The sequence below is a fragment of the Micromonospora sp. CPCC 205546 genome (genome assembly GCF_036902715.1).
Lineage (GTDB): Bacteria > Actinomycetota > Actinomycetes > Mycobacteriales > Micromonosporaceae > Micromonospora.
Window position 1 is genome coordinate 192,333 of the sequence record NZ_JBAKHL010000005.1, and the last position, 13,049, is coordinate 205,381.

The 13,049-nt window shown below is 74.3% G+C and carries 13 protein-coding genes and 1 pseudogene; 6 read left to right on the plus strand and 8 right to left on the minus strand.

Features of this window, described 5'->3' with window-relative positions; translation table 11 throughout:
- Nucleotides 1–13: 13 nt before the first annotated feature.
- Together V6U77_RS04735 and V6U77_RS04740 are read right to left on the minus strand one after the other, a co-directional pair.
- Nucleotides 14–1,681: an MDR family MFS transporter gene (locus V6U77_RS04735; protein ID WP_334604941.1), complete on the minus strand. Its 1,668-nt coding sequence runs from the start codon at nucleotides 1,679–1,681 to the stop codon at nucleotides 14–16.
- 109 nt (nucleotides 1,682–1,790) lie between these two features.
- On the minus strand, nucleotides 1,791–2,351 hold the full coding sequence (locus tag V6U77_RS04740; RefSeq protein ID WP_334604942.1) for a type 1 glutamine amidotransferase domain-containing protein: 561 nt from the start codon (nucleotides 2,349–2,351) through the stop codon (nucleotides 1,791–1,793).
- A gap of 114 nt (nucleotides 2,352–2,465) precedes the next feature.
- Here V6U77_RS04740 and rfaE2 point away from each other — a divergent pair, with 114 nt between their 5' ends.
- Both rfaE2 and V6U77_RS04750 read left to right on the plus strand, forming a co-directional pair.
- On the plus strand, nucleotides 2,466–4,259 hold the full coding sequence (gene rfaE2, locus V6U77_RS04745) for a D-glycero-beta-D-manno-heptose 1-phosphate adenylyltransferase (RefSeq protein WP_334604943.1): 1,794 nt from the start codon (nucleotides 2,466–2,468) through the stop codon (nucleotides 4,257–4,259).
- Complete coding sequence (locus V6U77_RS04750) at nucleotides 4,256–5,134, plus strand: glycosyltransferase family 2 protein (protein ID WP_334604944.1); 879 nt, start codon at nucleotides 4,256–4,258, stop codon at nucleotides 5,132–5,134. Before rfaE2 ends, V6U77_RS04750 begins: the two co-directional genes overlap by 4 nt.
- Nucleotides 5,135–5,155: 21 nt before the next feature.
- Here the strand turns inward: V6U77_RS04750 and V6U77_RS04755 are convergent, their stop codons facing one another.
- Genes V6U77_RS04755 through V6U77_RS04765 form a run of 3 tightly spaced genes read right to left on the minus strand, consistent with a single transcriptional unit; the run spans nucleotide 5,156 to nucleotide 7,364 of the window.
- Nucleotides 5,156–6,277 (minus strand): glycosyltransferase family 9 protein, encoded by a 1,122-nt coding sequence (locus V6U77_RS04755; protein WP_334604945.1) that lies wholly within the window; start codon nucleotides 6,275–6,277, stop codon nucleotides 5,156–5,158.
- Nucleotides 6,278–6,285: 8 nt separating this feature from the next.
- Entirely contained in the window at nucleotides 6,286–6,834 is a 549-nt protein-coding gene (locus tag V6U77_RS04760; protein ID WP_089002354.1) for an Hsp20/alpha crystallin family protein, read from the minus strand.
- A gap of 23 nt (nucleotides 6,835–6,857) precedes the next feature.
- A complete protein-coding gene (locus V6U77_RS04765; protein ID WP_089002355.1) occupies nucleotides 6,858–7,364 on the minus strand; it encodes a DUF2231 domain-containing protein in 507 nt (168 codons plus the stop codon).
- A gap of 148 nt (nucleotides 7,365–7,512) precedes the next feature.
- Between V6U77_RS04765 and V6U77_RS04770 the strand changes: the two genes are divergently transcribed.
- From V6U77_RS04770 to V6U77_RS04785, 4 genes and pseudogenes are all read left to right on the plus strand, one after another.
- Complete coding sequence (locus V6U77_RS04770; RefSeq protein ID WP_334604946.1) at nucleotides 7,513–8,130, plus strand: pyridoxamine 5'-phosphate oxidase family protein; 618 nt, start codon at nucleotides 7,513–7,515, stop codon at nucleotides 8,128–8,130.
- A gap of 184 nt (nucleotides 8,131–8,314) precedes the next feature.
- Nucleotides 8,315–9,124 carry a winged helix-turn-helix domain-containing protein gene (locus V6U77_RS04775; protein ID WP_334604947.1) on the plus strand — a complete coding sequence of 270 codons (810 nt, stop codon included), beginning with the start codon at nucleotides 8,315–8,317 and terminating at the stop codon, nucleotides 9,122–9,124.
- Nucleotides 9,121–10,413 (plus strand): MFS transporter, encoded by a 1,293-nt coding sequence (locus V6U77_RS04780; RefSeq protein ID WP_442934371.1) that lies wholly within the window; start codon nucleotides 9,121–9,123, stop codon nucleotides 10,411–10,413. The genes V6U77_RS04775 and V6U77_RS04780 overlap by 4 nt, the downstream gene beginning before the upstream one ends.
- Nucleotides 10,414–10,564: 151 nt before the next feature.
- A pseudogene (locus tag V6U77_RS04785) lies at nucleotides 10,565–11,014 on the plus strand (SRPBCC family protein); the annotation flags it as partial.
- Between the two features lie 407 nt (nucleotides 11,015–11,421).
- Here V6U77_RS04785 and V6U77_RS04790 read toward each other — a convergent pair.
- From V6U77_RS04790 to V6U77_RS04800, 3 genes are all read right to left on the minus strand, one after another.
- The gene (locus V6U77_RS04790) at nucleotides 11,422–11,826 is read right to left on the minus strand and encodes a VOC family protein (protein WP_089002359.1); all 405 of its coding nucleotides are present in this window, start codon (nucleotides 11,824–11,826) and stop codon (nucleotides 11,422–11,424) included.
- A 92-nt stretch (nucleotides 11,827–11,918) separates the two neighbouring features.
- The gene (locus V6U77_RS04795) at nucleotides 11,919–12,455 is read right to left on the minus strand and encodes a DUF4240 domain-containing protein (protein WP_089002360.1); all 537 of its coding nucleotides are present in this window, start codon (nucleotides 12,453–12,455) and stop codon (nucleotides 11,919–11,921) included.
- Between the two features lie 170 nt (nucleotides 12,456–12,625).
- Nucleotides 12,626–13,003 (minus strand): hypothetical protein, encoded by a 378-nt coding sequence (locus tag V6U77_RS04800; RefSeq protein ID WP_089002361.1) that lies wholly within the window; start codon nucleotides 13,001–13,003, stop codon nucleotides 12,626–12,628.
- Nucleotides 13,004–13,049 lie beyond the last annotated feature (46 nt).

A 13,049-nucleotide genomic window follows, 5' to 3' on the forward strand; every position in this document is an offset into this window, starting at 1 on the left:
CCCGCCGGCCCGCTCAGAGCATCGTCTGGCTCTTCGCCTCCATCTCGGCGGCGGCCTCCTGCTTCGACTCGCTGGCCAGCGGCTTGCCCCCGGGCGCCGGGCCCTCGCCGCCGAGGCCGTCCGTGCCGCCCGTGGCGCCGCCCGGCCCCGCGCCCCGCAGCTTCTCGTTCGGCAGCGCCAGGGTGACCAGCACCGCCACGATCGCGATCAGGCCGGTGGTGAGGAAGACCAGGTGCAGCGACTCGACGAACGCCCCCTGGACGGCCGCGCGCAGCGGGGCGGGGAGCGCCAGGATGGTCGCCGGGTCGTTGACCGAGATGTCCGCTCCGCCGCTCGCCGCCACCGCGGCCCGCTGCTCCGGCGGTAGCTGGGCGATCGCGCCCGGGAGCCGGCCGGCCAGCTCCGAGGTGAGCCGCGCCGACAGCACCGCGCCGAGGATGGCGACGCCGAACGAGCCGCCCAGCGAGCGGAAGAACGTCGCCGAGGAGGTGCCGGCGCCCAGGTCCCGCATCGACACGGCGTTCTGCACGGCCAGGATCAGCGACTGCATGCAGAGCCCCAGCCCGACGCCGATCACGACCATGTAGGTGAAGGCCAGCCAGAGGGAGGTCGCCACCTCCAGCCGGGTGAACAGCAGCATGCCGACCACCAGCACCGCCGCGCCAGCCACCGGGAACCACTTGTAGCGCCCGATCCGGCTCATCGCCCGGCCGGTGAGCACCGAGGTGATGATGACGCCGGCCATCATCGGCAGCATCAGCAGGCCGCTGCGGGTCGGCGAGGCGCCCCGGACGATCTGGAGATAGAGCGGGATGAAGATGATCGAGCCGAACATCACCAGGCCGAGCACGAAGCCGGCCGAGTTGGCCAGCGCGAACGTGGCGCTGCGGAACAGCCGCAGCGGCAGGATCGGCTCGGCCACGCGGGCCTCCTGGAGCACGAAGAGCACGCCGAGCACCGCGCCCGCGGCGAAGAGGCCGACGATCACCCCGGAGGCCCAGGCGTACTCGTTGCCGCCCCAGCTGAGCGCGAGCAGCAGGCAACTCACCCCGGCGACCAGCAGCGCCGCGCCGATCCAGTCGATCGAGTGGTCGCGCTTGGTGAACGGGATCAGCCGCAGCACCCGGGAGCACACGATGAGCGCCAGGATCCCCAACGGCAAATTGATGTAGAAGATCCACCGCCAGTCGGTCTCGGCGAAGTAGCCGCCGACCAGCGGGCCGGCGACCGAGGAGAGACCGAAGACCGCCCCGAAGAGCCCCTGGTAGCGACCGCGCTCCCGGGGCGACACCACGTCCGAGATGATGGTGAACGCGAGCGTCATCAGGCCGCCGGCGCCGAGACCCTGGATGCCCCGGGTGACGATGAGCTGGGTCATGTCCTGCGACAGTCCGGCCAGCAACGAGCCGAGCAGGAACGTGCCGATGGAGAAGAGGAAGACGGGGCGTCGCCCGTACAGGTCGGCCATCTTGCCGTAGAGCGGCGTCGAGGCCGTGGAGGCGAGCAGGTACGCGGTCACCACCCACGAGTAGTGGTTGATCCCGCCCAGCTCACCGACGATGGTCGGCAGCGCGGTGCCGACGATGGTCTGGTCGAGCGCGGCCAGCAACATGCCGGTCATCAGGCCGAACATCAGCAGCCGGATCTGCCGTCCGCCGAGCGCCGGGGCTTGCGTGGTCATCCCGCCTCCTTTCCCCGCCCACCCGAGACATGCACGCGCAACGGCGTGCACCTCGTCGGTCGGGAGGCCGGCGGCGCTGCGGGCCACCGGCTCCCCGACCGACGACCGGTCAACGGGACGAGTGCGGGCCTCCGGCGAACTCCTCGACGATCTTCGCACAGAACGCGGGCAGGTCGTCCGGCTTACGGCTGCTGACCAGGCCGCCGTCCGTGACGACCTCCTCGTCGACCCAGGTCGCGCCGGCGTTGGTCAGGTCGGTGCGCAGACTGGGCCAGGAGGTCATCCGGCGGCCACGCACCACGTCCGCCTCGACGAGCGTCCACGGCCCGTGGCAGATCACCCCGACCGGCTTGCCGGCGTCGAAGAACGCCCTGACGAAGCGCACCGCGTCCGGATCGGCCCGCAGGAAGTCCGGGTTGGCCACCCCGCCGGGCAGCACCAGCGCGTCGTAGCCGCCGGCGTCCGCGTCGGCCGCGGTGACGTCCACGTCGTACGTCTTGGACTGGTCCAGGTGGTTGAAGGACTGGATCGTGCCGGGCTCGAGCGAGACCAGCTCCACCGTGGCGCCGGCCCGCTCCACCGCCTCACGGGGCTGGACGTACTCGACCTCCTCGACGCCGTCGGCCGCCAGGAACGCGATCCGCTTGCCCTGAAGTGTCGTCGCTGCCATCTCGGTGTCTCTCCTCTCCGGGGTACCGTCCGTCCCTTCCCGGGGCCCGGTGCCCGAAACCCCTCCCCGGCGGCGGCAGGTTTGGTCAGGATGCCCCGGGGGACCCGGGACGGCATGGCAGGAGGAGCAGCGGAACAGCGCCGGCTCGCCGCGGTGGTGCAGGGCTGGCTGGGTCGTCCCGTCCTGGTGGTCGGCGACGCGATGCTCGACGACTGGCGGTTCGCCGAGTCCGACCGGCTCTGCCGGGAGGCCCCCGCCCCGGTCCTCACCCTGCGCCGACGGATCTCCGCGGCCGGCGGGGCGGCGAACACGGCCGTCAACGTCGCCACGCTCGGGGGCCGGGCGGTGCTGGTGGCCCCGGTCGGCGCGGACGTCGCCGGCGACGAGCTGCACGACTGTCTGGACCGGGCCGGCGTCTGGGACCGTACGGTCAACCAGCCCGGCCGGCCGACGCCGGTGAAGCGACGCATGCTGGCGGGCAACCAGATCCTGCTCCGGGAGGACTCCGGCGACGCCGACGACGCGCTCGACGACGACGGGGTGGCCCGGCTGCTCACGGCGCTGGACTGCGCCACCGAGGAACTGCGCGCCGCCGGTGGCGAGGCGCCCACCCTGGTGGTCTGCGACTACGGCCTGGGCGCGCTGCCCGCCGCGGTCCGCGCCTGGCTGGTGGCCCACCGGGAGCGGTACGCGACGGTCGCGCTGGACGCCCACGATTTGGCCGACTGGCGCGGTCTCGCCCCGACCGTGGTGACCCCCAGCTTCGCCGAGGCGACCCGACTGCTCGCCCGGGCCGCCGGTGCCCGGCCGGCGCCCGGCGCCGGACTGCACCTCGACCACCCCGACGGCGACCCGACCGACGGGCCCTCCGAACTGACGGTGGGCGTCGCCCCGGGCGGCGTCGGCCCGCACCAGGACGCCCACCGGTCCGTGGAGGCGGACCCGACCGACGAGCCGACGGCCGGCGAGGGGCGGGTGGCGATGACCGGGGACGGGCTCACCGTGACCGGCACCGGCGTCACCGTGAACGCCACGGTCGGCGAGGGCGTGGACCGGGCCGTGCTGGCCGAGTCCCGCCTCGCCGAGCTGCGCGCGCACACCGGTGCGGACGTGGTGGCGGTGACCCTGGACACCGACGGCGCGGTGGTGGGCGGGGCGGACGGCGAGCCCCGGCGCAGCCACAGCACCCCGGTGCCGGCCAGCCACGCGGTCGGGGCGGGCGACGCGTACCTGGCGGCGATGACGCTGGCGCTGGCCGCCGACGCGCCGCTGCCCACCGCCGCCCAGCTGGCCCAGCTCGCCGCGACCATCACCGTCTCGGACACCGGCACCTGCGTGTGCCGCCGCGAGGACCTGCTCGTCGCCCTCGACGCACCGGGTGGCCGGGCGGAGCACCGGGCGCTGGTCGGCACCGACGAGCTGGCGACGATCGTCGCGGAGCATCGCCGGGCGGGCCGCGCGATCGTCTTCACCAACGGCTGCTTCGACGTGCTGCACCGGGGTCACGTGCGCTACCTGGAGCAGGCCCGAGCGCTCGGCGACCTGCTGGTGGTGGCGGTCAACTCCGACGGCAGCGTACGCCGGCTCAAGGGCCCGGACCGGCCGGTGAACCCGGTCGAGGACCGGATCGCCCTGCTCGCCGCGCTGGCGTGCGTCGACCACGTGGTGGTCTTCGAGGAGGACTCCCCGGCCGGGCTGATCGAGACGGTCCGCCCCGACGTGTACGTCAAGGGCGGCGACTATCCGCCGGAGATGGTGCCGGAGGCGCCGCTGGTGCGCCGGCTCGGCGGGCAGGTGCGCACCCTCGGGTACGTCCCCGACCGGTCCACCTCGGCGATCATCGACCGGATCCGGGCGCACGGCCAGGAGCCGCAGGAGGACACCTCCCTGACGAGCAAGCCGTCGTGAACCGCCCGCTCGACCTCGGCACGGCCGGGGCGTTCCGCGAGGATCGGCTGCTCGACGTGCTGATCCCGACCCGCAACCGCCCCGCCGAACTGGCGGTCACCCTCTCCGGGCTGGCCGCGCAGGAGGGTGCGCCCGGCTTCGGGGTGGTGGTCAGCGACCAGTCCGACGGCGACGCCGCGTACCGGCACCCGGCGGCGGCCACCATGGTGCGGGCGCTGCGCCACCGGGGGCACCCCGTGCTGCTGACCCGCCGGCTGCCCCGGCGCGGGCTGGCCGAGCACCGGGCGTACCTGCTGGCCGCCTCCGCCGCCCGGTACGTGCTCTGCCTCGACGACGACGTCTGGCTGGAGCCGGGCACGCTGCGCCGGCTGGTCACCGCCATCGGGGAGCTGGGCTGCGGCTTCGTCGGCAACGCGGTGCACGGGCTGTCGTACGCCGATGACGTCCGGCCGCAGACGCACCGGCACTACGAGGAGTGGACCGGCCCGCCCACCCCGGAACGGATCCGGCCGGGCACCCCGCAGTGGGACCGCGCGTCGATCCATTCGGCGGCGAACCTGCTGCACGTCACGCGCGGGCTGGACCTGCCGCCGGGCGCCTGGCGGGCGTACAAGGTGTCCTGGATCGGCGGCTGCGTGCTCTACGACCGCGCGAAGCTGGTCGACTCGGGCGGGTTCGACTTCTGGCGGCGGGTGCACGAGAAGCACCAGGGCGAGGACGTCGCCGCCCAGCTCGCCGTGCTGGCGCGCTTCGGCGGCGCCGGCGTCCTGCCCAGCGGCGCGTACCACCTGGAGTCGCCGACGACGGTCACCGACCGGGACGTGGAGGCGTGGGAGGTCGTGCTCGCCGAGGAGGAGACGGCCCAACGGGCCTGAGGGCGGCGGGGACGCGGGCGTTCAGGGGGCGCCGGGCTCCGGGCGGAGCAGCTCGCGGGCCGCCTCCAGGACCTCGACCACCGGCACGTCGATGACGAAGGAGTCCCGGTGCGGGCACTCGCCGTCGCCGGGGCGGTGCGGGTAGATCCCCGGGGTGCAGTCGACGCCGCAGACCGGGCAGAGCACCGTCCACGAGCTGATCGGCCGGTGCCGCCCGCGCAGCAGGTTCGCCACCGTGATCAGGTTGCCGACCCAGTAGATGCCGACCGTCGCGGTGCCCACGGCGGCGGCCAGGTGCAGCGGCCCGGTGTCGTTGGAGACCACCAGCTCGCAGCCGGCGTAGCAGCCGGCCAGCCCGCCGAGGCCGAGCGTGCCCACCTGCGGCCGGAGGGGCACCCCGCCCGCCGCGACCACCCGGTCCACCACCTCCTGCTCGGCGGGGGTGCCCGTGACCAGCACCTCGTACCCGTCGCCGACCAGCTCGCGGGCCACCTCGGCGAAGCGTTCGGCGGGCCACCGCCGGCGGGTGTCCGTGGCGCCGGGGTGCAGCGCCACCCTCGGTCGCCGCGCCGGGCCGAGCACCTCGTCGGCCTCCGCCCGGTCGGCGTCGGTGACGGCCAGCGTGGGGACCATGGTGGTGGCGCCGGCGCCGACCAGCGCGGCCACCTCCAGGTAGCGGATCACCTCGTGCTGGTAGTAGACGTACCGGATCCAGCGGTCCAGCGGGGGCGCGTCCTCGGCGCGCAGCCCGGCGGTGACGCGCGCGCCGAGGGCGCCGACGAACGGGTTGGAGTTGGCGCCGCCGCCGTGCAGCTGCAACGCCAGGTCGAAGCGTTCCCGACGGGCCGCGGCGAGGAAGTCCTCCGGCGCCCACCGCGGCTCGCCCGGATCGGGGCCGCGGATCCCCGGCGCGGGCGGCACCACCAGCACGCGGTCCACCGGCCCGGGCCGGTCGCGCCAGAGCCTCGCGTGCCACGGCGCGCCGAGCAGCACGATCTCCGCCCGCGGGTACGCGGCCCGCAACGCCTCCAGCGCCGGCAGGACGAAGATGAAGTCGCCGAGCGCGTTGGCGCGCAGCACGGCGATCCGCTCGACGTCGGGCACGCGCCCGGCGGCGGAGCCGAGCAGGTCCGGGGTGACCACGCGGCCCGTTACGGCCGGTCGGTCTCGTCGAGCGCGATGTCCGGGCGGTGCATCTCCCGGTCCGCGGCCGGGTCGACGACGCTCGGCGTACCCCCGGCGGGGCCGGCGGAGCGGGGTCCGGTGCGGCCGACGGTGATGGAGCGCGGCGCGGGCCGGGCGGCCCGGGGCAGTCGCACCCGGAGCAGGCCGTGGTCCATGACCGCGTCGATGGCGTCGGGGTCCACCCGGGACGGCAGGTCGACGCGGTACTCGAAGCCCCGGGTCTCGAAGCCGCCGGGGATGCCGTGGTCGGCGTTGACCTCGGCCTCGGAGCGGGCGCGGACGCAGAGCTCGCGGTCGTCCAGCTCGACCGCCACCTCCTCCGGCGCCACCCCGGGCAGCCGCACCACGGCCTCCCAGCCGTCGGCGGTCTCGGTCAGCTCGACGTCCGACGACCCGGTCCGGCCGCCGACCAGCCGGCGCAGCTCCGAGCGCAGCGACTGGAGTTCGCCCATCGGGTCCCAGCCCTGCTGCCGGCCGCGCCAACCCCGGCCGGAACCGCCGCTCTGCTCGCTCATGCCAGCCCTTCCGCTCTGCTCGCTCATCGCGCCTCTCCGATCCGCTGGGTGGCCGCCGGGGGCCGCAGTGAGCTGGGGGCGTCCAGGCCGGCCTCCCGGTCCACGCCGACGCCGAGCCGGTCGACGAGTTCGCCGCCGAGCCAGGCGCTGACGCCGAGGATGGCCAGGGCGACCACCTCGATGGCGATCAGCGCGCCGCCGGCGCCCCGGGAGTCGGCGTTGAGCCGGACCACCCAGATCGCGGCGAAGAGCAGGATCACCGCCACGTTGGCGGCGGCGTGGGTCAGCGCCACCCGCTTCGCGCGGGTGTTCGGCGGGATGGCCAGCAGGTCGAACGTCCCGGCCGCCGCGGCCAACAGGCCGCCGACCAGGCCGACGGTGATGTTCCAGTACGCGACCTCGCCGAGGAAGTCCGGCCCGCCGACGGTGTCCACCAGGTCGAACAGCACCGCGGTGACCAGCAGGCCGACGGGGAACATGACGAGCATCGGGTGGACGGGGTGGCCCAGCACCTTGAGTCGGCTCTCCATCGGGCCTCCACTGCTCGGTCTCTCCGGGCGGGTCGGGTGAGGCGGTACCCCCACCTCGGAGTGACAAACCTGGCGCTCGTCGCGCCCTCCTAGGCTGAACTGACGGCGGGCACGCCGCCACCGGGGTCAACGCACGGGGGAGGATCACGTGACGGTGGAGATCACCTCGCACGAGGAACTGCGCGAGCTGCTGGGGGCGCCGACGCCGCGGGCGCTGGCCAAGGAGCGGCCCGTCCTGCACCAACGGGACCGGGACTGGCTGGCCGCGTCACCGTTCTGCCTGGTGGCGACGGCGGGCGCGGACGGCAGTTGCGACGTCTCGCCGAAGGGCGACCCGCCCGGCTTCGCGCTGGTGCTGGACGAGCGGACCATCGCCGTCCCGGAGCGGCCCGGCAACCGGCGGGCCGACGGTTACCGCAACATCCTGGACAACCCGCACGTCGGGTTGATCTTCCTGATCCCCGGGCGCACCGACACGCTGCGGATCAACGGCCGGGCCCGGTTGGTGCGCGACGCCCCGTGGTTCGACGACATGGTGGTCGAGGGGCACCGGCCGGTCCTCGCTCTGGTGGTGGAGATCGAGCAGATCTTCTACCACTGCGCGAAGGCGTTGCTGCGCTCCGAGCTGTGGCAGCCGGAGAGCTGGCAGCCGGACGCGCTGCCGTCCCGGGCCCGGCTGGTCAAGGAGGTCGAGAACCCGGCGGAGAGCCTGGCCGACCTGGAACGCCACTACGGCCCGCGATACGCCACCACCATCTACAGCTGACGCCGCCCCCTTCCCCGCCCCGAGGCCTGCCGCTACCGGACGCCTTTTACGTCCATGGCGCCCTGATCACCTCTGGCTGATGCCTTCGGGACGGCGTCGCGCGGGGTGGGTGGCGCAGGCGTCATCCTTCGCGATGCGCCCTGCAGCATTGCTGAAGCTACCTTTATAAAGATAGCTTTAGCGTATGTCGCTGCCCGAGGTGAAGCTCTCCGACCCCAAGGCCCTGCGCGGCTACGCGCATCCGCTGCGGATGGCCATCATCGGGCTGCTGCGCCAGCACGGCCCGCTGACCGCCACCCAGACCGCCGAGCGGCTCGGCACAAGCGTGCCGAACTGCTCGTTCCACCTCCGGCAGCTCGCCAAGTACGGGCTCGCCGAGCGGGTGCCCGGCGCCGACGCCCGGGAGCGGCCCTGGCGGGCCACCGCGCACAACACCTCCTGGGACGACGACTCCGACGACCCGCAGGTAGTTGCCGCCACCAACGCCCTGAGCGCGACGCAGCTCGCCCTCTACACCCACCGCGCCGAGGAGTTCCTCGCCCGGCGGGCCGACGAGCCGGTGGCCTGGCGGGCGGTCACCGGGTTCACCGACCGGCCGCTGTACGTGACCGCCGACGAGATGGGCCGGCTGACCCAGCGCATCGAGGCCCTGCTCGCCGAGTACGACGACCGGGTCACCGACCCGACGAAGCGACCGGCCGAAAGCCGGAAGGTCACCCTCGTGCAGCTGGCCGTCCTCACCGAACCACCACCCACCGATGCCCTCGCCGACACCACCGGCCCGACCGCCCCTACCGCTGCCGCCAGCGCCAACGCGACCGCCCCCGGAGCCAGCCCGCCCAACGCCAACACGGCCACCGCCGGCGCCGGAGCCGGTCCGACCGCCGACCACGCCGACGCGGCCACCGCCGGCGCCGTCAGCGGCTGCGACGGGGAGCTTCCGGTCAGCGGACCGGTTGCCCGCGACCCCGGCAAGCAGAAGGGCGACCGGTGAGCGGTCAGGCAACCGGCATTCCGGTTGCCGCCCCGCCCGGCGGTCCCGCGCGGCGCGGCCCGCTGCCCCGGCTGCTGCGCGAGCGGGTGTTCCGCCGGTACTGGTCGGCGCAGACCGTGTCGTACTTCGGCGACGAGATCTCCACCCTGGCCCTGCCGCTGCTGGCCGTGCTGGTGTTCGGCGCGTCCCCGGCCGAGATGGGCTACCTGACCGCCGCCGCGCTCGCCCCGAACCTGCTCTTCCCGCTGCTCGCCGGCGCCTGGGTGGACCGGCTCCCGCACAAGCGCCGGGTCATGATCCTCACCGACCTCGGCCGCGCGCTGCTGCTGATCGCGGTGCCGGTCGCCCACCTGCTCGGCGTACTCACGATGGCACAGCTCTACGCGGCGGCCTTCGCCGTCGGCACGCTCGCCGTGTTCTTCGAGGTCGCCCGGGGGCCGCTCTTCGTGTCCATCGTGGCCCGACCCGACTACGTGGCGGCGAACACCCTGGTCAACGGCAGCCGCGCGATGTCACAGGTGGCCGGGCCCAGCGTCGGCGGCATCCTCGTTCAGGTGCTCACCGCCCCGTTCGCCCTGGTCGCCGACGCGCTGTCGTACGTCGTGTCCGCGTACTTCCTGGGGCGGATCCGGCCGACGGAGCCGGCGCCCGCGCGCGGCGGCGGCCTGGCCCTCGGCGCCGGGCTGCGGTTCATCGCGCGGACGCCCATGATGCGCGCGATCCTGCTCGGCACCACCACCGTCAACCTGTTCAACTTCATGTTCATCGCGCTCTTCGTGCTCTACGCGACGCAGGAACTCCACCTCGCGCCCGGCCTGCTGGGCGCGGTGCTCGGCGCGGGCGCGGTCGGCGGACTGGTCGGCGCGACCGCCACCGGCCGGCTGGCCCGCCGCTTCGGGGTCGGCCCGGCGCTGGTCGCCTCGTTCGTCCTCTTCCCCGCTCCCCTGCTGCTCGTTCCGCTGGCCAGCGGACCGGGCCCGCTGGTGCTCGGGATGCTCTTCGCCGCTGAGTTCCTCTCCGCCGCCGGGGTGATGATGCTCGACATCGTGGGCGGCTCGGTGCAGACCGCGCTCACCCCGCCGGCGCTGCTGGCGCGGGTGACCGGGGCCCGGCGCACGGTCAACTACGGCATCCGGCCGATCGGCGCGCTGCTCGGCGGCGCGCTCGGGACCGCCCTCGGCGTACGGCCGGCCCTCTGGATCGCGACGACGGGTGCGCTCGCGGGGGTGCTGTGGGTGGCCTTCTCGCCGGTCCGCCGACTGAGCGGGCTCCCCGAACAGGCCGCCTGACCGGCCGGGCCGGGGGTGCGCCGTGACCTTCCGATGTGGTGTCTCGGCAGGTCGGGTGGTTGAGCGTCCTCGGCAGGGGTAGGAGTTTGTTCGACGAGGACGGCTCTCCCCACCGAACGAGAGCGGTTCGACCTGACGAGGAGGATTGCCCATGACCACGAAGGTCGAGAAGTCCATCGAAGTAGATGTTCCGGTCAGCACCGCGTACAACCAGTGGACGCAGTTCGAGGAGTTCCCCCGGTTCATGGGGGGCGTGCGTGAGGTCCGCCAGCTCGACGACCGGCGGATGCACTGGGTCGCCGAGATCGGTGGCGTCCAGCGCGAGTGGGACGCCAAGGTCCTGGAGCAGGTGCCCGACCAGAAGGTGGCCTGGGCGGCCACCGAGGGCGTGACCAACGCCGGGGCGGTCTACTTCCAGCCCGTCGACGCCGAGCGCACCATGGTGCGGCTGCACCTGGAGTACGAGCCCGAGGGCCTGCTCGAGAAGGCCGGCGACAAGCTCAACGTCATCGAACGACAGGCCGAATCCGACCTGCGGAAGTTCAAGACGTACATCGAGGAGCGGGGCGTCGAGACCGGCGCCTGGCGCGGCACGGTCGACAGCGGTGTCGGGGTCGGCACCCCGGGCGTCGAGCACGCCGCCGCTACCCGCGGCGACAACGGCAGCGCCGGGGTGTCCGGCAAGGCCGTGGCGGCGGGCGCCGCCGTGGCCGGGGTGGCAGCGGCCGGAGCCGCCGCGGCGGCGAAGCGCCGTTCCGACGCCGACACCGACGACCGGCCGGCCACCACCACGACGACCGACACGGAGTACGTGGTGACCGAGGTCGAGGTCGTCCCGGAGCCGGGCACCGCCGGCTACCCGCACCGCCCCCTCTGATCTCCTCCGTAAGCCTGCCCCCTGTCACCGGACGGCCCGGGTCCACACGACCCGGGCCGTCCGGTCGTGGCGTCCGGAGGCACGCCGCCGTCCGGGTCGAGGCCCGGCCGGGCGGCGCCTCGCGGGCGGCGTCAGTGCGCCTCGGCGAGCACCGTCCAGAGGTGACCGTCCGGATCGGCGAAGGTGCCCGTGTAGCCCCACGGCTGCTGGCCCGGCTCCACGACGATCTGCGCGCCGGCCGCCCGCGCCCGCCCGACCAGCTCGTCGACCTCGGCCGGCGTCGCGGCGGGGAGGCTGACGACGCACTCGCTCTGCCCGCGCCGGGCCACCTCGTGGTCGCCGATGACCCAGCCGAAGCCGCCGGTGGGCACCAGCATGACACGCAGGCCGTCGTTGAGCGCGTACTGCAGGGGCTCGGGGACGCCGTCGTCGGCCGGCTCGCCGACGGCCTGCAGGCCGAGCCCCTCGGAGTAGAAACGGAACGAGGTCGGGCGGTCGGCGATCGGCAGGGCGACGACGACGGGTGCGTACGGCATGAGGCTGCCTCCACGGAGTTGACGGCTGCGTACGTTCAGTGTGTATGCCGCCGGGCGAATGTCGTGGATCCCGCCCGGGGGTGGCGCGGGTGTCAGGCGTGCCAGCCGGCCGCGTTGGTGCAGGACTCCCGGGAGATGCCCGAGCCGGTCTCCGGCCATCCGCCGAACCGCTCCCTGTGCAGGTGGGCGAAGAAGTAGCACATGGCCTCGCACTCGCCGTCGGGCACGGCGACCCGGGGATCGGCGCTCACCGCCTCGTAGAACCCGCGCCCGAGCGCGACGACGTGCCCCCGGCAGTAGAGGAACCCGTCGTCGGAGCCGTCGGTCACCTCGTGCACGTCGGCCCGGTCGATGTCGTGCAGCTTGCGCTCGACCACCCGGTCCAGGTCGGTCAGCTCCCGGCTGGACAGGTCGGCCGTGAGCTGGCGGAGGTTGTCGAGGAACCGGTCGAGCCAGGCGTCGATGGCGTAGAGACCCTCGTCGCCGGCCTCGGGGTCCCGCGTGAGCAGCGCCCGCCGGAGCGCCGCGGGCTCGTCGCCGAGCCGCTCCCAGGCCGCCTCGACGAGGGCCCAGAACCTGGCCTCGTCCTCCACGCTCGGCACCCGTGTGCCATTCACCGGATCAGTCACGCCGGGAGGGTAGCGACCACGACCGACAGGAAATCGGGGGTCGCCCACGTACCCGCAGCTCCCGGCTCCGGTCTCCGCACCGCAGGCGGCGGGGTCGCGTCAACGCACGGTCTGCGCGGTCAGCTCCCGGATGATCCGGAACAGGTTGCCGGGCCCGGGTGCGACAGGCGTCAGCGACCGTCGTGCCGGGCGTGCCGGCCGCCCGCGGCGGGTGCCGCCGGGACCGCACCCTGCTCCGTGTGCCGGGCGGCCCGCTCGGAGATCAACTGCCCGAACAGCCCGCTGGGCCCGCCGCAGTCGCCGCACAGGAAGTTGTCGTCCAGTCGCCCGCCGCCGCAGTGGTCGCAGCGGCCCCGGTCGCGCGGATCGTGGTACGCCCGCAGCGCCTCCACCAGGGCGCGGGCGACCGGGGCGCTGAGCGCCAGTCTCGACTCGACGCCGCGCAGGCCGACGACCAGCTCACCCCGCGGCGGGGCGGCCGGATCGAGCGCGTCGACGCGGGCGACGAAGTCGCGGAGGGCGGCCAGGACGTCATCGGGGGCGGACATGGACCGACCGTACGACACGGCCCCGGCGCCGGGCTCGCGGACGCCG